This window comes from Pedobacter gandavensis (genome assembly GCF_032677645.1).
GTDB lineage: Bacteria > Bacteroidota > Bacteroidia > Sphingobacteriales > Sphingobacteriaceae > Pedobacter > Pedobacter gandavensis_A.
Genome location: NZ_JAVTSB010000016.1, coordinates 134,873 through 157,423, shown reverse-complemented (window position 1 = coordinate 157,423; position 22,551 = coordinate 134,873). Strand labels below are relative to the sequence as shown.

Annotated in this window: 20 protein-coding genes; 6 read left to right on the top strand and 14 right to left on the bottom strand. The window is 37.7% G+C overall.

All coding sequences use genetic code 11. The annotated features are described in order from the left end of the window. Positions 1–632 (top strand): hypothetical protein (locus R2Q66_RS23310; protein WP_316753760.1); only part of this gene is annotated, 632 nt, incomplete at its 5' end. A gap of 134 nt (positions 633–766) precedes the next feature. Here R2Q66_RS23310 and R2Q66_RS23305 read toward each other — a convergent pair. The 4 genes from R2Q66_RS23305 to R2Q66_RS23290 all read right to left on the bottom strand — a co-directional run bounded on the left by R2Q66_RS23305 (position 767) and on the right by R2Q66_RS23290 (position 3,885). Further along, on the bottom strand, positions 767–1,243 hold the full coding sequence (locus R2Q66_RS23305; RefSeq protein WP_316753758.1) for a hypothetical protein: 477 nt from the start codon (positions 1,241–1,243) through the stop codon (positions 767–769). Between the two features lie 16 nt (positions 1,244–1,259). Continuing rightward, positions 1,260–2,264 (bottom strand): nucleotidyl transferase AbiEii/AbiGii toxin family protein, encoded by a 1,005-nt coding sequence (locus R2Q66_RS23300; RefSeq protein WP_316753756.1) that lies wholly within the window; start codon positions 2,262–2,264, stop codon positions 1,260–1,262. Beyond that, positions 2,257–2,865, bottom strand: coding sequence for a DUF6088 family protein (locus R2Q66_RS23295; protein ID WP_316753753.1), 609 nt, complete (start codon positions 2,863–2,865; stop codon positions 2,257–2,259). Before R2Q66_RS23295 ends, R2Q66_RS23300 begins: the two co-directional genes overlap by 8 nt. A 324-nt stretch (positions 2,866–3,189) precedes the next feature. Continuing rightward, on the bottom strand, positions 3,190–3,885 hold the full coding sequence (locus R2Q66_RS23290; protein ID WP_316753751.1) for a hypothetical protein: 696 nt from the start codon (positions 3,883–3,885) through the stop codon (positions 3,190–3,192). Between the two features lie 381 nt (positions 3,886–4,266). On the opposite strand from R2Q66_RS23290, the gene R2Q66_RS23285 reads away from it, so the two are divergent. The 3 genes from R2Q66_RS23285 to R2Q66_RS23275 all read left to right on the top strand — a co-directional run bounded on the left by R2Q66_RS23285 (position 4,267) and on the right by R2Q66_RS23275 (position 6,262). Continuing rightward, the gene (locus R2Q66_RS23285; protein ID WP_316753749.1) at positions 4,267–4,857 is read left to right on the top strand and encodes a dihydrofolate reductase family protein; all 591 of its coding nucleotides are present in this window, start codon (positions 4,267–4,269) and stop codon (positions 4,855–4,857) included. 21 nt (positions 4,858–4,878) lie between these two features. Beyond that, positions 4,879–5,331 carry a hypothetical protein gene (locus tag R2Q66_RS23280; protein WP_316753747.1) on the top strand — a complete coding sequence of 151 codons (453 nt, stop codon included), beginning with the start codon at positions 4,879–4,881 and terminating at the stop codon, positions 5,329–5,331. A 76-nt stretch (positions 5,332–5,407) separates the two neighbouring features. Further along, positions 5,408–6,262 carry a ribonuclease E inhibitor RraB gene (locus tag R2Q66_RS23275; protein ID WP_316753744.1) on the top strand — a complete coding sequence of 285 codons (855 nt, stop codon included), beginning with the start codon at positions 5,408–5,410 and terminating at the stop codon, positions 6,260–6,262. 1,357 nt (positions 6,263–7,619) lie between these two features. On the opposite strand, the gene R2Q66_RS23270 is transcribed toward R2Q66_RS23275, so the two are convergent. The 3 genes from R2Q66_RS23270 to R2Q66_RS23260 form a co-directional block, all read right to left on the bottom strand. Then, entirely contained in the window at positions 7,620–9,131 is a 1,512-nt protein-coding gene (locus tag R2Q66_RS23270) for a hypothetical protein (protein ID WP_316753742.1), read from the bottom strand. A 762-nt stretch (positions 9,132–9,893) separates the two neighbouring features. Then, the gene (locus tag R2Q66_RS23265; RefSeq protein WP_316753741.1) at positions 9,894–11,600 is read right to left on the bottom strand and encodes an ATP-dependent nuclease; all 1,707 of its coding nucleotides are present in this window, start codon (positions 11,598–11,600) and stop codon (positions 9,894–9,896) included. A gap of 275 nt (positions 11,601–11,875) precedes the next feature. Further along, positions 11,876–12,079 (bottom strand): hypothetical protein, encoded by a 204-nt coding sequence (locus tag R2Q66_RS23260; protein ID WP_316753739.1) that lies wholly within the window; start codon positions 12,077–12,079, stop codon positions 11,876–11,878. A gap of 228 nt (positions 12,080–12,307) precedes the next feature. On the opposite strand from R2Q66_RS23260, the gene R2Q66_RS23255 reads away from it, so the two are divergent. Continuing rightward, positions 12,308–13,099 carry a zinc ribbon domain-containing protein gene (locus R2Q66_RS23255; RefSeq protein WP_316753737.1) on the top strand — a complete coding sequence of 264 codons (792 nt, stop codon included), beginning with the start codon at positions 12,308–12,310 and terminating at the stop codon, positions 13,097–13,099. A gap of 371 nt (positions 13,100–13,470) precedes the next feature. Here the strand turns inward: R2Q66_RS23255 and R2Q66_RS23250 are convergent, their stop codons facing one another. From R2Q66_RS23250 to R2Q66_RS23225, 7 genes are all read right to left on the bottom strand, one after another. Continuing rightward, positions 13,471–17,217, bottom strand: coding sequence for a hypothetical protein (locus R2Q66_RS23250; RefSeq protein WP_316753735.1), 3,747 nt, complete (start codon positions 17,215–17,217; stop codon positions 13,471–13,473). A gap of 337 nt (positions 17,218–17,554) precedes the next feature. Then, complete coding sequence (locus R2Q66_RS23245; protein ID WP_316753733.1) at positions 17,555–19,321, bottom strand: hypothetical protein; 1,767 nt, start codon at positions 19,319–19,321, stop codon at positions 17,555–17,557. 105 nt (positions 19,322–19,426) lie between these two features. Next, a complete protein-coding gene (locus R2Q66_RS23240; RefSeq protein ID WP_316753731.1) occupies positions 19,427–19,735 on the bottom strand; it encodes a hypothetical protein in 309 nt (102 codons plus the stop codon). Further along, entirely contained in the window at positions 19,674–19,934 is a 261-nt protein-coding gene (locus R2Q66_RS23935; protein ID WP_410479446.1) for a helix-turn-helix domain-containing protein, read from the bottom strand. Before R2Q66_RS23935 ends, R2Q66_RS23240 begins: the two co-directional genes overlap by 62 nt. A gap of 811 nt (positions 19,935–20,745) precedes the next feature. Next, positions 20,746–20,892 carry a hypothetical protein gene (locus R2Q66_RS23235; protein WP_316753729.1) on the bottom strand — a complete coding sequence of 49 codons (147 nt, stop codon included), beginning with the start codon at positions 20,890–20,892 and terminating at the stop codon, positions 20,746–20,748. Then, positions 20,879–21,442: a type IV toxin-antitoxin system AbiEi family antitoxin gene (locus R2Q66_RS23230; protein WP_316753727.1), complete on the bottom strand. Its 564-nt coding sequence runs from the start codon at positions 21,440–21,442 to the stop codon at positions 20,879–20,881. The genes R2Q66_RS23235 and R2Q66_RS23230 overlap by 14 nt, the downstream gene beginning before the upstream one ends. A 10-nt stretch (positions 21,443–21,452) precedes the next feature. Continuing rightward, the gene (locus R2Q66_RS23225) at positions 21,453–21,806 is read right to left on the bottom strand and encodes a hypothetical protein (RefSeq protein ID WP_316753725.1); all 354 of its coding nucleotides are present in this window, start codon (positions 21,804–21,806) and stop codon (positions 21,453–21,455) included. A gap of 301 nt (positions 21,807–22,107) precedes the next feature. Between R2Q66_RS23225 and R2Q66_RS23220 the strand changes: the two genes are divergently transcribed. After that, positions 22,108–22,446, top strand: a complete 339-nt coding sequence (locus R2Q66_RS23220) for a hypothetical protein (RefSeq protein ID WP_316753724.1) — start codon at positions 22,108–22,110, stop codon at positions 22,444–22,446. Positions 22,447–22,551 lie beyond the last annotated feature (105 nt).

The window sequence follows — 22,551 nt, the reverse complement described above, 5'->3', positions numbered from 1 at the left end:
AAAACTGTGTACTCTTATTTGCCATTTTCTGTGCACTGCTATTTACCGATTACAAGGATAACAGGACGGTGATTGAACTTGAAACAGAATACGGTTATTCCAATGGCCCCACCATAGGTATGCGGTCTCATTTCTTTCGGGAGGTCGAATATCACAACAGGCATGTGGAAATTGATTTTTTCAGATCGCTGGGTCGAACCAATAGAATCCTTTTAAATGCTTTGTGGTATAAAGATGCAAAAGGAAATTTCAGTCCATGCGGTTCGCATTTAAACGGAACTGAAACAGGATGGCATGATCAATATTGGGCCAACTTTTTTAAGGGAGCGACAGTAAAATTAAAAGAGTGGGCCTACGAAGAAGAATACCGGTTAATCATACATGGTAGTTTTACGGATTACACTGCCCCGAATGCGCGAAAGCTTAAATATGATTTCCATTCACTGGAAGGTATAATTTTCGGAATGAATACATCAGTAGCTGACAAAATCCGTATCATCCGAATTATAGAACAAAAATGCAGACAGGCCGGCAGAACAGATTTCTGTTTTTACCAAGCACATTATTCACATGAATCCGGGCTTATTGACAAACACAAAATAAGCGGTCTTTCCTTTGCTCCGACCGAATGAAGCTCTCGATTCGATTCTTGACTGTGACACAACTAATACACCGAATACAACAGCATTTAAGATAAAGACTCTTGCCCTGAACATGACGTTAACTCCGACCATCTTAATCACTTAATTCCAGGAAGAAAGACAACTCATGTCTTTTTAAGATTTATAATATTGCTGATTTGTGGGATATCACAGTTGGCCACTGCAATAGGTATTTCCTTATGGTCTAATAAATAAGTAATTTTAGCTCTGTGCCTCCCATCAGAAAACTCTATTTTATTTTTATGATGTTGACTTAAAAATACAGTGGGAGGATCGACATACAGCCCTTTCTCCCAACGAGACAACGTTTTGGCAATTCTGGCGTTGTTTACGAGATTATCTGTAAATAAACTTTCACAAGTCACTTCATTAAACACTGCATTTAATATTAGTTCTCTCGTACTCACTGTGAATATAGTGTACAAATTAGCAACTGGATTTTGAGTATGATCTAAAATTTTATCGACATCCTTTCCATATGCCCATTTAAATTTAATGGCTTTTAGAGCTTCAATTGTTTTATTCTTATAGAGCTCAATTATCTCGTCGTGAATTGTGACACTTGCTTTTCTAAGGTTCATGAATCCGTAACAATTTCTAAATTTTAACTTTACGGAAGCGTTCCTGTAACAATGTTAATCTCTCGATAATTTCTTTAAAAGGTTTTGATTCACCATAAATCATATCTATTTGCATGGCTTTATAATCAACTTCCCATTCATTCATCACTTCCGTTGGGGGAATGAAGTTAATCTTTTCCATTCCATGATTACTATAATCTATCCCGCGAATAATGTTGAATTTTGAGCGGTGATCAACTATAGAATCATATAAATCAGTATCCTGAATAGCTTGTTCGCCGTATTCGGTATCCATGATACGGTCAATGTCATAAAGATGCCGGGACATACGATCTGTCCGTATCTTTTCAGCTGATTTACTGAATTCTTCGTGCAACAAAAAGATCTTTTCCAGAAAAGTCCGGACAGGAGTTACTGTTAATATGCTAAATGGTGCGCCAGAGGTATTCGTATCACCTAGTGTTTCACTAATAATTGAATTAACTACTCTTTGTTCTGACGGTTCTCTTAAAGATCGTGCTCCAATTTCAATAAGTACAGCTTCTTTAAGGTAAGTTCCCTTTTCTAGTGATGATATGTAGTAAAGCTCCAATACTTGTGGGTCTCTATCTGACTCAGTTGTATTAGCTACCTTAAGCTCAAACATTTCTTTTGGTACACCAATAGCTAATATTTCATTTTCAAGCCCATCCCTGAATGGTCCAGATGTAAATGCACAGGATACTTTTCGCAGTTCCTTTACTTTGGTTCTACTCAATTCTTCACCAAAACCTAATACTGAACGGTCTATTACCAAATCAATATCTTCAGAGAATCGTTCAATTAACCCCCAAGATTTACTGAGTGATGTTCCTCCTTTAAATACAATGTTATCTTTCCATTCACTCCGAAAGATGGCGTATAGAACTAACGTTACCCACCAGTCTTTTTCTATAGCATACGCAGGTAATCCTGTACGTCTACTTATTAATCCTAAAATATCATTTCTTTCTTCCGCGGTTAATTTAAGCCAGTTAATCATTTTTTAATTCAGTTAGTTCGTTCAATACTTTTGCAATCCATGCAGGTGCGAGTTTTGCATCGTGTTTAATCAATTTTGGATCTTCAGTAGTCAGGATAGCCTCTAGTTGCTTCTTTATCTTATCATCGACACCCTTTTGCCCCAATTCCTGCAGAGCTTGAATAACAAGTGTACTAATTTTTCCTTTTGTTGCAAACTTCTTGGCAACAGCGGCCTTAAAGGTTATTTTTTGTTTACCCACCTTGATTTTTCTGGGGGCTCCATCAGTAAGATATACCATGTTCATTGGGATTTGCGTGGTTAACCTTAGTTTGTGTAGCGCAGCCGATCCGGTGGGAATAATATGTGCATGATCACGCCTTGCGATCTGCTCTGCAATCTCTTCTGTAGAAGGATATAAGCTTCCGTAAACGGGATGTTGCTTTGGATAAAGGTATATACCTTGGGCTAAACGTTCGAGCACATTCTCCTTTTCAAGCTTGGAAAGACTTTTCCTAATAGATTCATCACTGCCTAAGCCGATAAAATCGTTTGGAAAAAACAACTTTCCGCGTTTGTTCTTTGTTATCTTATTAAACACATGATAATCAACTGATTTCATATAAATATTTAGCTGTATTTTTTCACAAATTTATTAAATATTTGTGAAATATCCTTACAGTATTATCAAGCTTATTTTTTAACATCTGAAATTGGCGCCAGTCTCCTTTTCTAAAGAAAAGGAGACCTCGGTGGTTTTTTTAAGTACCTCCAATACGATTGCAAACAGAGTTTGCAATCGTATTGGAGGTACTACACAACAAGACATAGGTATGCCTGTAAAAAACAAGGAGTATTTTTTTTAGTTGCGTGGATTCTTCGAAGAACTCAAAGATATTTAATTACTTTCAAAACAACAAACAATCACTCAATTACAACAATTTAGCTAATATCTGTGTTTGCGTTTTTTGAAGAAAAGATCTTTTCCAAATCTCCTACAAAGCACATAACCTATAACTGCGATTACTGCACCGGTAATAACCTTCGCTAAACCGTTATCTTCTTTTTCTGTTCTTATATTCTTGTAATCTCCCAAAGATTTGAAATGAGAATTTAAACAACCATAATAAGTTTTGCGACTGTTTTCTTCAATTAACTCCCGTTCCAGATCCGCTACATGAAAAACCTTTGGATAATCGGTCAGATCTATTACAAGGCAATCCGCCCCTAGCTGCTGGTATTCCAAATGTTTCTCATACGTCATGAGATGAGACACTTCGATTTCAACAAGTAGATTCTTTTCTTTCCCATACAAAGTAACATCAGGTCTATATTTACTAAAGCTGACTTCTGGCTTACCGGCATAAGCAAAATCATCCCTACCAGGCAAAGAAATCAGCTCATTTCTGGAGAGGATCTCTTTCGCTGTTTTATGCAATAATGTCTCAAGACCCGGTTTACATTTTGAAAGATCTTTTTTATGCCTGAAATGTCTGGTCCGTATCGGTACATCTAATACACAGACAATTGGCTTCCCGCAATCTGCACATTGGAAATCATTCCTCATTCCTAAAGTGACATCCAAAATATTTAGTATCTGTTGAGAAGGCTCGTACCTTCCAAGCGTAAATGTCGCAGCCATAAATTAAGCGATTAATCAAACGTAAAGATATACCAAAAGTTTTTACCCAATGTAGAAATCATAATTCATTAAAAACCGAAACTCCAAAATCTAAGAGTGATAAATATCTTCTATGCTTTAACTACTTTTATATCTCAAACAGAATAATTACGTAGCTCATGAATAACGAAATCGTTAAATCTTTCAAGCAACCCATTGCGTCGGATGAAACAATCGGGACCGTTATCCAAAAAATGTTCAATATTTATATAGATGATTGCCAATATTACAAGATATGGTTGGCAAATTAGTTTAAAACGTAATCGCCCCCTCAGATTGACGTTTTTACCCCTCTTAGCTTCGAAAAGTGCTGGGTACATTTGAGAAACAAATCAATTTATTATGCGAAAGTTAATCATGAAGATGTCGGTCTCACTCGACGGTTTCGTATCCGACTCCAATGGCAAGAAAGATTGGGTCTTCAAGACTGGGGACGAGGAGTCATTGGCATGGAGTGTTGAGAAAATCAAGGAGTCTGGGCTAATTATCATGGGCAGGAAGTCGTTTGAGACAATGGCCCCTTACTGGCCGACTGCGACCGGGCCATTTGCCGAACCGATGAACAACATTCCCAAGGCCCTCTTTACAAAAAAAGGATTTAAGGGCATCGATTCTGTGCAGAGGACAACTGCGCACCAGTCGTACTCTGCGGCTTCCTGGGCCGAGGCGCGAGTTTTCGATGACGATCTTGCTGAAGGGATCAGGGAACTTAAAGCCGAGTCCGGGAAGCCGATTATAGCACTTGGTGGCGCGGGATTTATGCAGAGTCTCATAGCAACAGGTCTCATCGATGAATATCATCTGGCCATTCATCCCGTCGTATTAGGTTCAGGATTGTCAATCTTCACCGGTATGGAAGTACCGTTTTACCTGAAGTTGGCGGAGGTAAAGGTTTTCCCGAAAGGAGTCGTAGCTCAAACTTATCGCATATAATTATTGGTTGATTATGGACTAGTGAATTTCAGCAAGATAAAATTGTTCTGGATTTCAGCAATTGAGCCTGGGTTATTAGTATTGCTTTTTGTTTCACATCTATATTTAGATAGAACGGTTGGTATTAACTTACAACAAAGCAACCATCCTTATTTGATCATTATAGATAAGCCGACTGGAATAAAACCCATAGATTTCAGCAGAACCGGATTGTTTGATAAAGAATACCATGTAATCAATAAGGATATAATTTATATGGATATGGCTTCAATGTCTGGATTCCCTATAAGCGTAACTCATAATAGCAGTAACAGTTTAACAATTAAGTTTGGTTCTAAACTTAAATATGCATTTGATTGGGCATTTTATGAATGTCCTGCAGATGGATCAGGACATAGTAATACAGCTATTGACAGCCTGATATCCCTACATTTAAAACCTGGTGAAAAGTTGTATGACAATGCGATAAATTAAGCGTTATTCATCATGTTTAATTCCATCACCTTTCATTTATTGATATATTCGAATAACAAAAACACTTAGCGCTAATATGAATTTATTTTTCCGGATTTCTCTTCTTGCATTGTTCCCTGTTTTTACAATCTTTTCCTGCAACAATAGGGTCTACACAGAGATACCACTCAAACAAGTTGAGGACTTTTATACCAATATGAAAGAAAAAGGTGTAAATACAGACACCACTATGCTATACGGGTATTTTTTTACAAATGAAACCAGGAAGCCTTTAGAAGCAGCAGCAGAGGAATTAAAAAAGAAGAAATTTCAATTTGTCGAAATCTATCAAAGTGATGATAGCATTTACTGGTTACATGTTGAGCGGAAGGAAAAACACAACAGTACCTCTTTGTATGCATTAAATAAGGACCTCTACGACCTTGCAAGCCGGTACAACCTGCAATCCTACGATGGCTATGATGTTGGGAATGTTGATCCAGCCAAAGCGATTGAAACGGACAGCTATTTTGTTCCTGAAGATTTTTCAGCAAGAGATTTTGTTAAGGATGGATACCTCTATCTATTGGTTATGAACAACGCATTTGATAAATTCTCACATAAAAAAGAATTTTGCTATTTCATAAAAGTAAACTGCAATTATGATTTAGTTGATGAGCATAAACTACCAACCGATGCCGAATTAAACAGTATGGACAACCTAGACCACGCAATTGAAGGCATGCTTAAAGCCCAAAACATTAAAAATTACTATGTTTTCAGAAACACATACAAAGGGAATAGAAACTGTTTCATCGCAATTAACAATAAGGAGGCTGCAGATAAAGCCATGAAAAACTTTCAGCAAACATCAAAAATATTCTCCTTTAACTACGAAATCATTAAAGATGAAAAGTGGGCAAACTACGACCTTGCTAAAAAAATGCAATAGTTCACATGCATAGTTGATACTTTATAAATTGATTAATGACCTAGTTACAATTAATTAGTAGCGTAGCATTATTTGTTTCATCCTGCAAATGCTTTTCAATAATTCTCAATTCGCGAATTGAGAATTATTGAAAAGATGCCCTATTAGTACTTCATTCCCAATTTCTCCTAAAAAACACAAAGCAAGGTTCCGGAATGTCCATCCCATAGGGTAAAAAATAAAGTACACAAGCTACAAATGCGTTACAAAATATCAGAAAAGCAAAGGGATAAAACGAAGAATATTGACAAAACAAACTCAATAACGTTGAACTATTTAATTGTCATTATCTATCATAATTATGCAGTATTTACCATCGAATATTTGCTGTTAACTTTTGTTTTACCCACAAAAAAAATAGGTTATCATTTCACTCGTATTGAGTATATTTAATAGTCATTAAGCTGATTTAGATGTCAATAAGGGCAATAAAGCACCATAATCTGCACCTATTTTTTCAGAAAAATCAGGTCTAAATCATGGAATCTCGACGATACAGTAATTATAATACGTTAATACTTAGATTTTTGAAAAAAATAATTTACAAAATAGTAACAAAAATAACATCGGTAGTTAGCTCACCTGTGATGTGGAGAAATTACTTATATAATTGCTTGATGAAGCAAGAATCTCCCACATAAAATGCTCATAGTTTTCCGGTTGCTTTTGTTTTGGCAATATAGTTAAACGTTAAGAAAGCCCAATCGAAGGCCTTAGCTTTTATGATTAAGTACCGGGAACGAGAGTTTCTTCGAACACCTTATGGATTTATTAATCTTGATTAATGATATAAATGCATTATAATCAAACTTTTATAACATTTGTTTTGGAATGCTAGTTTTGCTAAGCTAGGGGTTCATTGTTTTCAAGCTTGCGTAGATCATTGTCTCCATTGTAATTAGTTCCGCGTGCTGTCTTTCCAAACTGGAAGTCATAGACTTTAAGATAGCTTTGGATGGTTTCGATGAAATGACTTTCTCGAACAATTTATCGGATAGATTTTTTTCAAATGTTTCCGTCATTAGAGCGATATAATTATCAATAGACATTCCCGCAAACATTACCACAGATCCGGCACCATGATCCCTGGAAAGCTTGATCAAACCTTCTCGCACCTTCAGTGATGTACTTTGTGTTGCCCTAAATTGTAAAGTGAAGTGTTCAATTTCTTAATTGGGTTTGTCAAGAAATGTTTTCTTATAGGTAAGCCAGGCGATAACAAGACCTAGCAAAGTAATTGACGTTTCCAGCATACGTTTTGTTGTTGGGTAAATATATTAGCTTTAGTTATTTATTATTTAATGCTAGGAATGAAAAGCTATTTTTTCCCATATTTCCTAAAAGCAGCTACGAATTGAAAAATTAGGTAACTGACAATTACTTTGTTGAAATAGTCAAGTGTCAGTGATAAGGCATTTAAATCAGCATTCTTATCCTTTAAAAAGTCAGTTCTATGAGTTATATCTATAAACGAAAAATAATAACCAATCAAATCTGGATCGATGTCTGTTGACTTAAATAGTAACCCTGCGGTCAAAAGGTAGAATAAGTAAAATACTACAGTGACTCCGATGAACCAAAAAAATGGCTTGCTAATCGATAGTCCATGATTATTTGAAAGATGATTAGTAGAAAGAATGAACTTATCGCCTCCTTTAACGGAACTGATTTTGCTCAACGCGGTTTGTGAAATGGTCTGTAGCTTTAATCCCTCATAAATATTGCCAGTTGCTTCTAACGCTTTCTTCAATTGTAGAAATATTTCATACTGATCTTTGTGGTGATTGATGGTACGTTTGCCAGGGTAATGAATATTTTCAATTGGCAAAAACTTCTCATAGGTTTCATAGTCATTAGGGAAGCTACACGATGTGAATACAGCATTGGAGAATTTGGATCTGTAGAAAGACAATCTGTCAAAATCTCCGAAATACACATTATCAAACCACACTTTGTCAAGATTACAGCGATGAATACCCATTTTGGTTTCTTCGTCGTGAGGTGATCTAGGATCAATGTTGTAAAAACTCACTTCCTCTTTCGGTGAAAATTCAGATAGATACCAGTTTCCTACATTAATTTTTTCAATAGTAACTTTACCTCCTGGGTTTCCACTTAGGGATAACGAATGTAAGCTCAGGTTCTCTATTTTTGTAGTCTTGTCAGCTTGGGCTGCTGTAAAGTCAATATGCAAGGCAACCTTCAGAGCCTCTTCTTCGGCCTGTTTTAGCTTATATCCGATCTTATATTCAGGTAGCGTATTATACGACATAAGATAAACTCCGGGTTTATCATCGTCTTTTCTGCTCGACCTAACATGAAGATTAATAATGTTTTCAATGTGATATCTTTGGAATTCCTTCAAATAAGCTTCCAAGCTATTAATTTTTCGAAGTTTGAACATTTCCCGCCACGATCGCAGGAAAATATTCTCGGTGGTATAGGATAATTCGACCTTTTGAAGGTTTAGTAAGAAGATACTGTACTCAAGCAGGCAATTATTAAGACTGACGGATATTAATTCTCCGGCACTAATTGTACCGGATAACATACAGGCGTGAAAATGCACAGATATATTCGTGGAATGAATATCTTCAATTGTTAATTGCCGAATATAGCAATTATGAAAGCTTATGGATACTTCTTCAAAATTGATATCTTCTGTGTTCTTTATTATTAATTCATCGAAAAAGCACATTCCATATGATACTGCCATCGTACCAGGTTTTACAGCAATACCCTTGAATTCTAAATCACGAAGCTGCATTATCACAGTCCCAAGGTATTTTTTTTCTCTAATGCGTGAATATGGACGTGGGTGAATTGTCATAAATATATTGGGGATTAACTCGCTTTGCGTAACCTACCTAAGGTTTCAAATTCAGTTCATTATATAATTCAGTTATGCATCTTTCTGCTTCATCAGCTTTTTTATAGTAAGATTCACTTAAACTCCCGAACTCTTGCATATCTCTTCCAGCGGCTTCATATAGTTCCAGGTTACAATGGATTGACATGTTGTCTAGTAATTCATCTATCATACATCTGACTTTCACAGAGAAATATATCACATTTTGCCCCGAGGATTGGGTAATCTCTGTTCGGTGATATAAGGTACTTCCTTCTTCAGCTGAATAAGGAGAAAATTCATTGCCTCAAAAAGTGAAGCCTTGCCAAGGCAATAATTTTTATAGTTGATCAGTGCAACACTTAAATCTTTAAAAGCAGGTATTTTACTCTGATATAATAGATCAAATCGCTTCTGCTTCATTGTAAGATTGTACGTGATGAACCCTGTCAAGAGCGCGGAGATAAAGGGAGAGACAATCGCAAGTATTTTATAGAACTCCATACTTTTTAGTTATTTACTTATGTTCAAATATATCTGAGGGCAATTCTCGGAAAATGGCCATGTCATCTGTAACCAATTTGGCTACATTGATTAGAAAAGGTTCTCGCGCTACGTTCACTGTTATACCACAGAAGTTTTTCATACGTTGAAAGTCGGCTTTTAAATCTTGGTCGTGTATGTTTGTGACATTAATGTAAAAATTGGTCCTATCAAGAAAATTGGTAACTGCCGCTATATACATCAAATAATTTTTTTGGCTTCCAGGTAATCGCAAATCTCTGCTACAAAATCCACAAGTGTGGATGGTGCATTGCCTTTATGTATTTCTTCCAGGGCAGGCACAATCCATTTATTTTTTTTGGAAACACCCAGCGTGGTAATCCAGCCTTCCAATTCACCAACAGGCACAATGAATAAACCAAAGGATTTACATTTTTTGATAATTTCCTCCGCATCACTCCTGACTGATGTATCAAAACCCATTACACCCTGTCTTTTTATGTCCCCCCATGTACTGAATGAGTCCTTTATACGGCTTAATGCACCTTTGGCTCCTGCAAGAGTATGTTCGCTGTTTATCAGCTGTTCCTCAAACTCTTTTATCTCTTTGTGGAGTTTAGCAAGAAGAACATCATCAGTCACAGAATTTACGGAAGCGGCTACTTTATCACGCCATTGGGTGAGTTGTGCATCTATAGGCTGTCCGGATAATGTTTCCACCAGCTTCTTTAAATCAGCCGCGGTATTTAACAGATCGATATCAGCTATGGTCACAACGGGCACTTTAGCCCGCATTAATAAGGATGCAACATCATTTAAGGTTTGTTTGTTGTGGGCATGCACGAACAGAATATCTTGATTTTGCAAATTTATGGTCGCCACACCTTGGTAAACTGAACGATCAGCATCAGCTTCACATACTACTACTCCACGGTAAAAAAGCGTTTCCATCACGCGCTGGCTAGAAAGTAGAGGGTGTTTAGCGAGTTGGGCTGTTACCGCAGCAGGGATTAAATTGAAACTTGTATCATCATCAACACGGTTCAGGCGATAGACATCAACTGGTTTTCCGCCCGCCAGTAAACCGGAGAGGAAACTTGCATTGTGCGTAGAGATGATAATCTGGCTGGAAAACAAATCCAGGTTATCCGCTATCCATTTTCCAAGATACCTTGCCTGTGTAGGATGTAAAAACGCCTCTGGCTCATCCAGTAGTATAACCCTATCCTTCGTTCGTAATAGTGCCATTACGATCCCTACAAAACTTTTAAAGCCATCTCCCTGATCATCGAGTTTAGGGATCGAAGAAGTAACAGCTCCGGCATCTCTGGTGTCACCTGGTATGGCAGGCATCTTCTTTGCCACTCGGAAGCACCATGTAGTATATCCGCTGGCATCAAAAACAATTTCCATCCCAAAGGCTAACTTAAAAATCTTCTGTAGTTCTTTTTCAGTTGCTTTGTCATGAACAATCCCCTGGAAGACATTCTTGATCCTCTCATGATGGGGATTATATGCTCCAGTAGTAGCGCCAAGTTTCAATCGTGTTTCAGAATCCAGATAGGCAACATTAAACTGAGTAAATGTGCCTGTAAAATTAGTGTTGTGATTCGAGGGGTCATTATAAAGTCTTTGGATGTGTACTGGATCAAAGTTAGTATAATGTTCGCTTAGAAGATCCGGATTCAGTCCTGAAATCATCCTGTGTGACAGATTTTCCGTACTCGGTTCTATAACACAATTTTTTGTGAATTCTTCAAATGTGGGAGGGAACTCGAATATGATATCCTGGAAGACTACGGGCTGGTAAAGATTGCCCTTCACGAGCCGCCCACGAATATCTCTGAGTGTCTGAGATTTCCCAGAATTGTTGGCGCCAACAAGAACAGTAAGTTTATTAGGACGAACTTGTTGCCCAGATTTAGTGACTAATTCAAGAACTTTCATAACGTTATTTTAGAAGCAGTAAATATAGTGATTAAGGCCACGTACTTACAAAGGTGAAAAGGATAATAGTGGTTACACCCAAGTGTCATATTCCCCTAACATTTGTTGTTGGTTGGCAACTTTTCCACAAACTAATTTTATTTGCTGAAAATACTAGCATTTGCCCCCGTTCGATCTGAGAGGAATTAATAATTATAATAAGCAGAGCAGATATTGATAACCGCTTGCAGGTTGAGATTAACAGTATGCAGGGTTACAGGCCAGCGGTTATATAGTTAGGTGTTAGGTTCGTCTGAATTTTTAATTGATTTTTTATCTAAATATTGCTTAAACAGCGGGTATACCACAAAATACAATAGTACAGGGATGAGCAAGATAAGCAAGCCTGCTTCATAAGAGACATAAAACATGCCGATCAGGACTGCGGTGATAATTATAGCAAAGGCTACAAATAGAATGTTGGTTACAGTTTTTTTCATAACGAATTTATGAGTTATAGAGATCTGATTAACCGGGGTTCTGCACCATTGCAATTTAAAGTAAAATTTCTATTCAGTGATTAACGTGGCTGCCTAGCCGGTTTATGGAGAATTACCCTGAAAACCAGAATTTGTTTAATTTTCACTAAATCACTTCATGAGCCGATTATATCGGAAAATGAGTACTGGCTGATCCAGGAAATACTTGGCAATAAACGTCCTGCGAAGGTGCAGCCCAAAGAAAATTTTCCTTTAAGGGGTACTTTAAAATGCTGGTGTGGCAGCCATATGACAGCAGCGATCTCTAAGAATAGAAAGAATGAGTACGTATATTATTGGTGTTTAGAACACCGCAGGTTGAATTTAAAAGGTGCGGAGTTGCATGATAAAATGGAAAACCTTCTGGACATTCTGAGTTTTAGTGCTGAACAGCTTGCTTATATTCATAAAGAATGTCATACTTTATTAAAAGAAGCCACTAAAGAAGCTGGTAAAATAGCTGCAAGCCGATTAGGTCAGGTAAAGGAAGTTGATGCCAAACTTGATAATTTAGAAGAACGACTTATTGAAAGTGTTATCGACAGTGCTACGTATAAGAAATGGAGGGATAAGTTGCTACAGCAAAAAGCTTTGTTAGAAAACGATCTGAATAAGATCAGGAGAAATGATCTGGACTTTAAATGGAATAAACTTCAGGCAATTCTTCCAAAGATGACTTCATTAAAAGATATCTATTTAATGTCTACACCGGTGGTGTGGCAGAAGCTTTTAAGGACGGTGTTCGAAGGTAATCTCACCTATCTTGAAGGACGATTTCGAACACCTAAAGTCCATCCCGGTCTCCGACCTAACATACTGATTGCTAAACAAAAAGGGCTCCTCGAAACCGAGAAACCCTTAACTGATTTTAGCGAAATCTCGCGCTGTACCGAATGTACGGATTACTTTGAACATTTAGAAAGGTTCTGCATGATCTTAGAGCCGATAATTCAGGACTTAAGAAGTAAAGGTTTTATATAATAACGCTATAAAATAGTAACGGATTGAGCTTGTTCAAATAGCTTTAATGTCAGAATATCGAACCTGAAAATTTGCTTTTTGACTATTTAGTATTGTTATAATTGTCAAGTTGCTCTTGGCAGACGCAGAACAAACATTCTTAAGAAAACTTTCTCCAATATTGAAATCCAAAAACAAGCAAATTTGGATTCCAAATTTTAGTTAAAATCTACAGCATACTTTATCGCATTTTCACCTAAAAAAATTACCCATTCGGCCATGATCTAAAATGATTTACAAAAAAACGCTATTGCTTCTCCCAACGGAATTTTCTCACGAATGTGTCGATTTATCCTATTGCAAAGAATTAGCCAAAAAGTCAGATCAGCCAGTTAAACAGATGAACTCCGGATCGCAAATATAATCTGACGTGCATCTTCGAAAGCGAGCGCAATATCATCCTGCCTGTGGCCTAACAAAGCAAAATCAAGATAGACCTTTTTGCCAACCAGATCGATTACAGCGGGTGTACAATCCTTTAGCATACCTACAAATACTGAGGAAAAGGCACTGATTGCTTGTTCTACAGTGATCAGTGGCTTTAATGCGATATCTTTCAAATGCTGAACAGCGAAATCTAAATTGTTTCTGCTATTTATTAAGGAAAGTCCCTTTAGAATACCCGCATAATTGGAATACTTTCCTGCAAGATGCTTTATATATTCTTCGTCAAGTTGTTTAGCAGTGGGTGAATAACGGATATACCTGTTCCTTACCAACTCATCCAAAACTGCGGTCTCTGAATGATGCATCAATATAAGATAATATTCCATGCTCACCAGACGACCAAAGAGCAAAAGATTCATGCGGAGTGAGAAAGTGTCATCAGTAACTAAAACGCGCTTATCATCATCAGCTACAAGCAAATAGGTGCTCATCGCGGCGTCAAGCACTTCATTTTCACCTATTTTTATTCCAGCCTTCCTGATAAATTCAATTGTATTATCAGACAACTCCACCTGACAATGTTCAGAAATCCAGCTGACCAGGCCTTGTAAATACGTTTGTTTATCTTTAAGGAATTCAAAAGAAATATCACTGATCGGATTACGTCCTAAATCCGGCCCAGCTGCGCCGAAACGGTCAGACTGGTACTGAACAGTACTTAGCTCAAATTTTACCCTTTCAGCAATGTAACGGGACAAGACAAATTTCTGCTTAAAATCATAACCGTGAAATAGAGAGATCTGATAAAACATCAGTAAACTGCTATAATCGATCACGACCTGATGATCGACTGCTAATTCATGCCCGTTAAATGAATTTTCATTGATGGTATTGATACCGCTATGGTATTGAATCAGTCCATAATATCCAGATATATAGTTTCCATCGTATACCATAGATACCAATTCAGATAACGATAAGTTTCCCTGGTAATAGGCATCAAACTGACTGTCTTTAGTCTGTTCAGAGATTTGGTGCCGATTGCCAAACATAGACTGCATCATTTCCAGGAATCCATCAGGCCCGTGATCATTAAAATCTAAAGTAGTAAAGTGAAGACCAGCGTGTGGGTCGTCTTTGGATTGGTTAAGGATTTCATCAAACAGTGCCAAATACCTATTCATGATACGTTTGATTTTGAAATCATCCACGATATTAACCAGCTTTCTGGGAACCGAGATTACATCATCTTTGGCTTTCCCCAAAAACAGGCTATACACAGGGTGTGAAAGAGACTGATCATTCAGTTCAACATAATGAGTGGTACCCTCCCGTTCATACTTCACAAAATGTCCCATTTCAACCGTCTCATATTCTACAAAAAAGGGAAGCACATCATTTCTAAGTAAAACCAGATTCGTATATGCCCCGCGAGCTTTTATCGCATTAGGATCTGATGCGTGCGGGTAAAGCAGCTCAAAGGCATCTTGTTCCATACCGTGTAACGCCAATATTTGACACACCGAGATCAACTCCTCAGGCCTGTGGAAATCCGTTTGTCTGGCGCGCTTAGGAATTTCTGATAGTTCAGAGATGGACTCTGCGTCATTAATCAGATGCAGTGCATGTACGTATGATGCGAGTATCGCCGAGTCATTGGGTATTTCACTCAGATAGTACTTACCAATCTCTGCAACAGTCTTCCAGTCGACCAATTCTTGCCGCAACTGCATTTCCATCCTACAAAACTGAGGAATAAATGGTAAATTAAGTCTCCAGTTTTCCAATAATGACAGCAACTCCTTGTAGTCTTTTCCCGTTTTATTGTGCGCCAGGATGTATTGATACAATGTCCTTCCTGCACCTTTTCCATCGAGGTTCCTAGCCAGAATATTCAGCGCAGCCTCATAAGCTTCAGCTGCGAAAAATGCTGACCCCAGCAGGTCTACCAAAATGACATCTTCAGAAGTTAATGCCAATTGTTCCAGATAAGTAGTTCCTTCCTCGTCAATATCATGAAAAATAAGATCGGCTACTGCATGAACCAATTTTTCCTCTTCTTCGCTGCTAAATGTTTTATTGGCTACAAAGTCCTCTTTAACGAAGTTTCCACTCTGCCCTTGCAAGCTGAGTTCGACCATCAAATTGAGATACAATATCAAATACTTGGTCTCAAAATATGGTATGGAATTAGCAAAACGCTTAGATGCCTGGCAATAACCAGGCATATTATCCACCTTCTGATAAACAAATTGCAGCAACAATAAGCCCTCCGGACTCAATTCAGACCTATTCTCCAACACATTTATAGCCTTTTCATCTAAGCCACTCAATTGCAGCGAATTTGCAGTCTGAACCGCAAAAATATCCTGTTTATCCGACATACACTGATAAAAGGACTCTAATTCTTCCGCCTTTTGTTGTTCTCCGTATAAACTATACTGTGTAAAAATGAGCAGGAATTCCAGCCGCTCGAAATTACCAACCACCTCAGACCCTCTTACCTTTGCTAAAAAGCGGGAAAGCATAAGATTTAAAGCCATCATTTCCTCACGATGGTTTTGATTATTTTCGTAGTAATTGACAAAATAAACATGGAAAATTGCTTTAACAGCAGAATTAATCCAGAATATCGCTTCGTTATAGCCGTCTATAGTTACTTCCTTTTCCTGGTACTCAAGACAGCTTGGTAATAAATCTTCGTCCTCAATGGCCGTTTTTTGCTCGGGATCGGCTTCATTATGCAAGACACGACGAAAAGCAATATCTTTTCGAACGAATACAGGAACCGCATCCAAAACCCTGCTAAAATCCTGAACTGAAGTGCTAAGTATCTTTAAAGCCCAACCGATCGGGTTATAGGTATCCAATGCAAAAATCTCCAAAATAACTTTATCAAGTTCAGCCCTCTCTTTCATCCTGTACAGGCAAATAGCGGCAGATTGGGCATACAGGATATTACCGGCCTGCATTGCATAAGCTTTAAGTTTTGCTTTATACACCTCGTCCACACGTCCCAGGAAGCCAAGGCATTGTCCTTTCTGAAACTCCAGAAACGCCATGAATGGTTGTTCAGGTCTTTTAGAACTGGTTTGCAAACTCCGCTCCAGGCTCTCCAATAGTTTTAAGGCCGTGGCAGGTTTAAAGTCCTGCAAAGTTTTTACATAAGTATCTACCCGATCCTTCCATTGTACCTCCAGATCACCGGTATACAATTGAGCTAGGTTATCAATACGCACTGAAATTTCCCTCATCATCTGGGAAACATTATAAACCTCCTGACTATACCCCTCCTTGATCTCCAGCTTACGCAAAGTGTCAGACTGGGCAATCTTATTCATAAAAAGGGAATAAAAGGTATCCAGTTCAGTAGCTGTAGGCAGCAAAATATCAGGTTCATTTTCCATTGCCTGCAACAACAGACCTGTATCATAATCACCGGGAGACATCACACGGTATTTAAGCAAACCTTCCAAAATACCTAAAGAATGGTAAAATGGGAGTTTCCTTCCATAATTATGGGTGTCTGCCTCAGCATACTCAGTAATGGTTTCCTGTATAACATCCTGTAATTCGTCTTTTAAAGATGCACCCGAATCCAAAAATTTATCCATCCCCTTCCCAAGAAAATATCCGGCAAGTGCCTCAGGTAAAAAGCTGGCAAGACCAGCGAAAATAGTTGTCAATAGCATATTGAGATGCGGTTTATATAAAGTTGCACTAAGATCAACACAATCTGGCTGAGGAACAAAAATAATTAGTCACATTCCTTCTTAACCATTAAAACCTCTGCCGAATCTTGGGGAATAGGCTTATGTTCTTCTTCTTCCTATTGTCAGTTCTGCTGCTGGAATCGCCAAACCAAAGATGGTAGTTTTTAAAAATCAAACGGGGAGTGATCTAGCGACCACCCCCCGTTCTAAATTAACGCTCTCGGCAACAAAGTTAATGGACGAATTGCGAATTTGCAAGACTTAAAGCGTAAACCTATACAACCGGACAATAGCTTGTTGTTGCTGTAGTTAATTATCAGTGAATAAAATCAATCGGGGTGGTGACGCAAAGCGAGTCCATTAATCCCCAGCCATTATGGCTCAAATTGGCCAAATAAATCTCATTAAGTGTAAAATAATCTTCTATCCCTTTGTGACGACTATCTACAACACTTAAAAAATCAATCACTCCATTTAATATAAATGTTAAATAATATCGAAGGTTCGCTGCAATACTTTCGTTATTTGTATTTGTAGCAGCATCATGAACAATCTCATTCCTTAGTCTATATATTCTCGTAAAGTGGATCAAGGAATTTTTTTGATGTTTTTCTACATACTTTTTTATCAAATGATTTCCAGTTACTGGAGCTAGTACTGAACCTAACTGACTTGCCCTATAAGCAATCAACGGCCTTTCTTGCAATAAAATAGAACTGATTTGGATATAGAAATTTGGGTTCACAAGGCATACGAGCGGGTCCTCATCATATTGGGTAATTAAGGCCAATTCCAAAGGAGGTAGTTTTGAAACATTTTTATGGAAATCAAACGCATTTCGTTTAACATAGCTTAGGGAATGGCATGCAACAAAATAACCTTTAATTCTATTGATGGTATCGCTGCTCTCATAGTTTGAGAATAGATATTCAAGTCCAATCCAATAATTGATAAATTTATGCTCAACCTCTGTAGATTCATTCCCAAGCCGCAAATACCTTATTGCCGACTTTATCTTCTCTTTTGTTTCCGGGAATATAAAAGTATTTGCATTCAAAGCTGGAAGCTTCACAATGAACTGTTCGTAATGTTCCCTTGCAACCTTATACTTCCCATCAAGAAAATTAGTCGTTACCTGAAACTGAGCATCATTTATATTTCCTGCATCAATAACCAATACCCTGCTATGTACGTTTATTGTTTGGTCTGAAAAACCCAGATTTAAAACATCGAGATTCTCTGCCAGTAGACCCTTTGCAATTTTCAACGCACCCAGATAGTCCTGGGCAACAATATCGCATAAAATAAACCGACGGTTAGCATGTGGCGTAGAAAATCTATCAAATTCTGCGTTACCTACCAGATGATTAAACTGTGCCAGATCATTGAGCAATTGAACACCGTTTCCAATCGCCTGAATTCCCTGAATCACCTCTGGAGTCGTATCTAATTTAAAAACTATTTGATAAGTTCCTGGTACTACAGTTACCCGGTCTCTAAACAAGTCAAATTCGACATCAAAATCTCCGGCTGCCGTAAAATTATTGACAAACGCGGCAAATAAATATCTGTATAAAAAACCTTTAGAAAAACCAACTTCTAATAATTCTGTAAAAAGAATGGTTAGGGTAGTGTCAAGGTTTTTTAACAGCTCAAAGAGATCGTTGCCAGGCGGTGGATTTTGTCCTAATAGAACTTTAAGTCCGTTAAGAACCTCAGTCAGATATGAAACATTTTCGTTCAAAATAATCTCCACACAATTCTTCACCTGCTTAAAATTGTTTTCTGTCAACTGCTTGAGCTGAACCTGAAAAAACTCAGCGCTAAACGTAACGAATTTGAGGTAGTTTGGCTGCAGTGTGATAAAATCTAAAGCTTCATCTCGTAATGCGAATTTACTCTGTGCTGTTGCAGTAATAGAAATGAAATGTTTAAGTTGCTTCCTTTCGAAAGCTGATATGGTATTTTTAAGCTCTTCTAGAATGGATTTAGGGTTCCTGGCACGAACCCGATATGAATCAATTGTTCCGCGATAAAGTATCTCTATAGACCTTTCTATAAAAAACTTCTGTGGTATAGTCAAGGTCGGCGATTTGTGGTGGATTAAATGCACAGGTATAAAATAATTTAAATTTAGTTAGTTGGCTTTTTCACATTAATATCTATCTTTGTATTAATTCTGACGAAGTTATATATAATTCGCAATAGCGACAAAGATAAAGAAGGAAGACAGGAAATAAATGGCCTGGATAAAATCCGCATTATTTTGCTGCTTCCTTAGGTAAAAAAGAGAGGGTATCCAAAAGGTACCCTCTACTTGTTTAACATAGAATTTAACACCTATCTTGATCAGCACCTCGCGACAAGTATCACGGCGCAAAAGCCAGCGAGCAAATATGTTCCTGGATCCAGCCAATTCGGAACAGGAATTGAAATCAAACAATCCTGTATGTAAGCTCTCTTTCGGATCTATGTCTTGTCCTGCTTTTGCTTTCATTTTTGCTTTGCTTCAATGACAAGCTATAGCAGGACAAGACACCTCTTTTGGCGAAATACCCACTAATGACTTTTATTCTACCACTTTGAATGATATTGTAAATACTTCTGACAGAAGTATTCAATAATCTGGCAACCTTCTTAACCGTTAAAAATTCGGCGACTACTGTACTCGCATTGGTCGCGGTTATAGTCTCCACAACTTGCTTTTCAGAAGCCTCGATTTTCGATTCTCTGGCTTTCGTTTTCCTTATCTGTTGTTACATATATGGCTGCAAAATCTAGTCACCGTAATCTTGGCCATGAAAGAATCTCCACAGAATTCACAAATCCTTTTTACCTTAATGTTCGAACTCATCCTTTTGTTGCTTTAAGTCTAAAACACTGTCTCTTTTTGACCGAATTCTACCCAAAAACACCTGTTGTTATCTCGCCATTTTAAGTGTCATTAGATGTCGTTAGTCGCCATAATTTACCAGATGATTTTTAAACCTGATTTTTAGGAGAAAAAAGCTACAAATGCGCTACAAAAGTCAGAAAAACAAAGTGATATTTCCAAAAATATGGACAAAATAAATTCACATAACTTATTAACAATAAGATACATACTTGTCATTACTTAGCGTAACTATGCAGTAATTATCATCGATTATTTGCCGATACAGAGTAGCTTTATTGCTGATTATCAATCATTTAGACGGAAATAAACGCTCAAAAAATACGAAAAACAGAAACACATAACAGACTGATTGTCAATATTTTGCAATATTATTCACTTACTTTCCATAATTGATTTATAACACTGACAATAAGCCAGTTACTCGCCTTAAAAAATACAAATTCATCATATTTTACTTCAATATATTTTAGCAAACCTATTATTCGGTTACCCCTTCCAATAAATATACTAGCAGTTGTAAGATATAGTCTACGTTCTTTTCCGATTCGTTAACCATATTTCTGATGAGGCCACTTTTTTCTTTTGCTCTATTTGCAGCTGCAAAATATTCTTTAAACGGTCTGCAATTGCCCGGAACCTGTATACCAAACCTCTTTAGCTAAAGCTCCGATCAAGTAAAAATCGATCAGCATCTGATTAAAGATTACCTCCAAATCATCAAATACCACCTTTAACTCACCAAGCCTAATATTGTTCATATTCTTGTTTTAAATGTTGATTGTAAATTATTTCAGCTGTTTCTATATTTCTGGGATCATCAGTAATCATTAAATCTGCATAAATAAGCAAAGTCGGTGCAATAGGCAGAATTAGGTCTGCATCATCCTGCCAGAACTTTTCATAAAATTGAATATTACCTTTAGCATCAGGTAATAACCTCCACTTTTGCATCAACACAGGCTTAGCCTCTGTTGTATATACAGTAAATTCTTTCGCATTTAAATAATTTGTAATTAGCTCTGCACCTGGTTCACCACCCCAGACCGTTTCGCCAGCTCTTACAGGAAGAGTATCTAGGTTCATTAAGTCTTCAGGTTTATTCAATCTATATTTCCCAATCAATAGTATCGGTTTCAATGTCTCCTTATAACCCGCTATCCATCGTTCCAATAAAGCTCTTTTGTTTTGCAATACCATTTCCTTCTTATTGATCTGCAATATAAAACCAGCCTGTTCCAATCCTAAAATGATATTCTTAATATTCCCAAGTGCAACCCCTGTAGCCTTGGCAAGTGCGCGATATGGCATATTGATTGCTTCATTGCCATAGCAAGTAAAAAACAGTCCTTAATCCTGTCTTTGTAAACGCTCTATTAGTCACAGGTGTTTCCTGTTCGATATGTTTTCTCCCATCTAACCAAATGTAATTACCTGCAGTATGGATATAAATATTTCCTGCACCGTCTAAATATCCTATTTTATGCTCCCTAAGTTTCTCCTTTAGTTTTGGGGAAATTCGTTCAGCAACTACCATTAATGGTTGATATGTAGATGCCTGTTCAATTAATCTCGGCAAATAATACTCTCTAAGCTCCGTTTTTACTTCCACATAAAAATGAGCTTGAGTACTTCCCAAATCCAAATCAATAGATCCATCAATGCCGCTATCCAACTGATCACTTATTAAATTCCATTACCTGTCAAACCGGTATGATTTACCAATTGCACTAATGCTCGCTCTACAATTTCTGTTTCGTTCACCATAATCCGATGTTCACTTAACGTGAACAATAAAGTTTAGTGAACATAATGTATCGAAACAAAATTAAAGACAGATATTGTACCATCTCCAGCAATTTTATAAAATAATGCTTACGAATAAAACATAACCTACTATTAATTGTTAGCTTATTCAAGTCATATTTAATATTAATACCTCTTGAATAAGCTAACAATTAATAAACAACATAGAAATGAGTAACCGTTGGCAGAATAATTGGTTTCCCCTTCCCGGAGAGGCGGTGTTCGACCGGGACAAACAACATGTCTCGGCCGTGTCACGCGCGCCAGGCAACCTCGATCTGTTCGTCATCGGCTTTGAAAACCACGTGTGGACGACGTTCTGGAACGATCAGGTCGGCTGGAACCCCGACTGGTTCCCGCTTCCCGGGCAGGTCGTATTCGACTGGGACAAGCAACATGTCTCAGCCGTGTCACGCTCGTGGGACAAGGAGCCACGGGTGTGGAGCAATCGGGGAATGTCCGGTTCACGGCCGAAGTCACGAACTTGGCCGGGCCGATCATCCGCGTAACCGCCGAGGCTCTCTAACCGGCCGACTAACGCCGAACCAGGCGCGGCAGTGCTGCTGAGCTTGGTCGTTAAAAGAAATTTAATTTTGGGAAACTTATAGCAATAC

Coding starts and splice junctions, on each gene's coding strand:
- R2Q66_RS23230 (WP_316753727.1), bottom strand. CDS start 21,442: ATGCCATATCGCGCACTTGCCAAGGCTACAGGGGTTGCACTTGGGAAT.
- R2Q66_RS23220 (WP_316753724.1), top strand. CDS start 22,108: ATGAGTAACCGTTGGCAGAATAATTGGTTTCCCCTTCCCGGAGAGGCG.
- R2Q66_RS23275 (WP_316753744.1), top strand. CDS start 5,408: ATGAATTTATTTTTCCGGATTTCTCTTCTTGCATTGTTCCCTGTTTTT.
- R2Q66_RS23290 (WP_316753751.1), bottom strand. CDS start 3,885: ATGGCTGCGACATTTACGCTTGGAAGGTACGAGCCTTCTCAACAGATA.
- R2Q66_RS23260 (WP_316753739.1), bottom strand. CDS start 12,079: ATGAAAAAAACTGTAACCAACATTCTATTTGTAGCCTTTGCTATAATT.
- R2Q66_RS23295 (WP_316753753.1), bottom strand. CDS start 2,865: ATGAAATCAGTTGATTATCATGTGTTTAATAAGATAACAAAGAACAAA.
- R2Q66_RS23270 (WP_316753742.1), bottom strand. CDS start 9,131: ATGACAATTCACCCACGTCCATATTCACGCATTAGAGAAAAAAAATAC.
- R2Q66_RS23250 (WP_316753735.1), bottom strand. CDS start 17,217: ATGCTATTGACAACTATTTTCGCTGGTCTTGCCAGCTTTTTACCTGAG.
- R2Q66_RS23240 (WP_316753731.1), bottom strand. CDS start 19,735: ATGAAAGCAAAAGCAGGACAAGACATAGATCCGAAAGAGAGCTTACAT.
- R2Q66_RS23265 (WP_316753741.1), bottom strand. CDS start 11,600: ATGAAAGTTCTTGAATTAGTCACTAAATCTGGGCAACAAGTTCGTCCT.
- R2Q66_RS23235 (WP_316753729.1), bottom strand. CDS start 20,892: ATGAACAATATTAGGCTTGGTGAGTTAAAGGTGGTATTTGATGATTTG.
- R2Q66_RS23305 (WP_316753758.1), bottom strand. CDS start 1,243: ATGAACCTTAGAAAAGCAAGTGTCACAATTCACGACGAGATAATTGAG.
- R2Q66_RS23285 (WP_316753749.1), top strand. CDS start 4,267: ATGCGAAAGTTAATCATGAAGATGTCGGTCTCACTCGACGGTTTCGTA.
- R2Q66_RS23300 (WP_316753756.1), bottom strand. CDS start 2,264: ATGATTAACTGGCTTAAATTAACCGCGGAAGAAAGAAATGATATTTTA.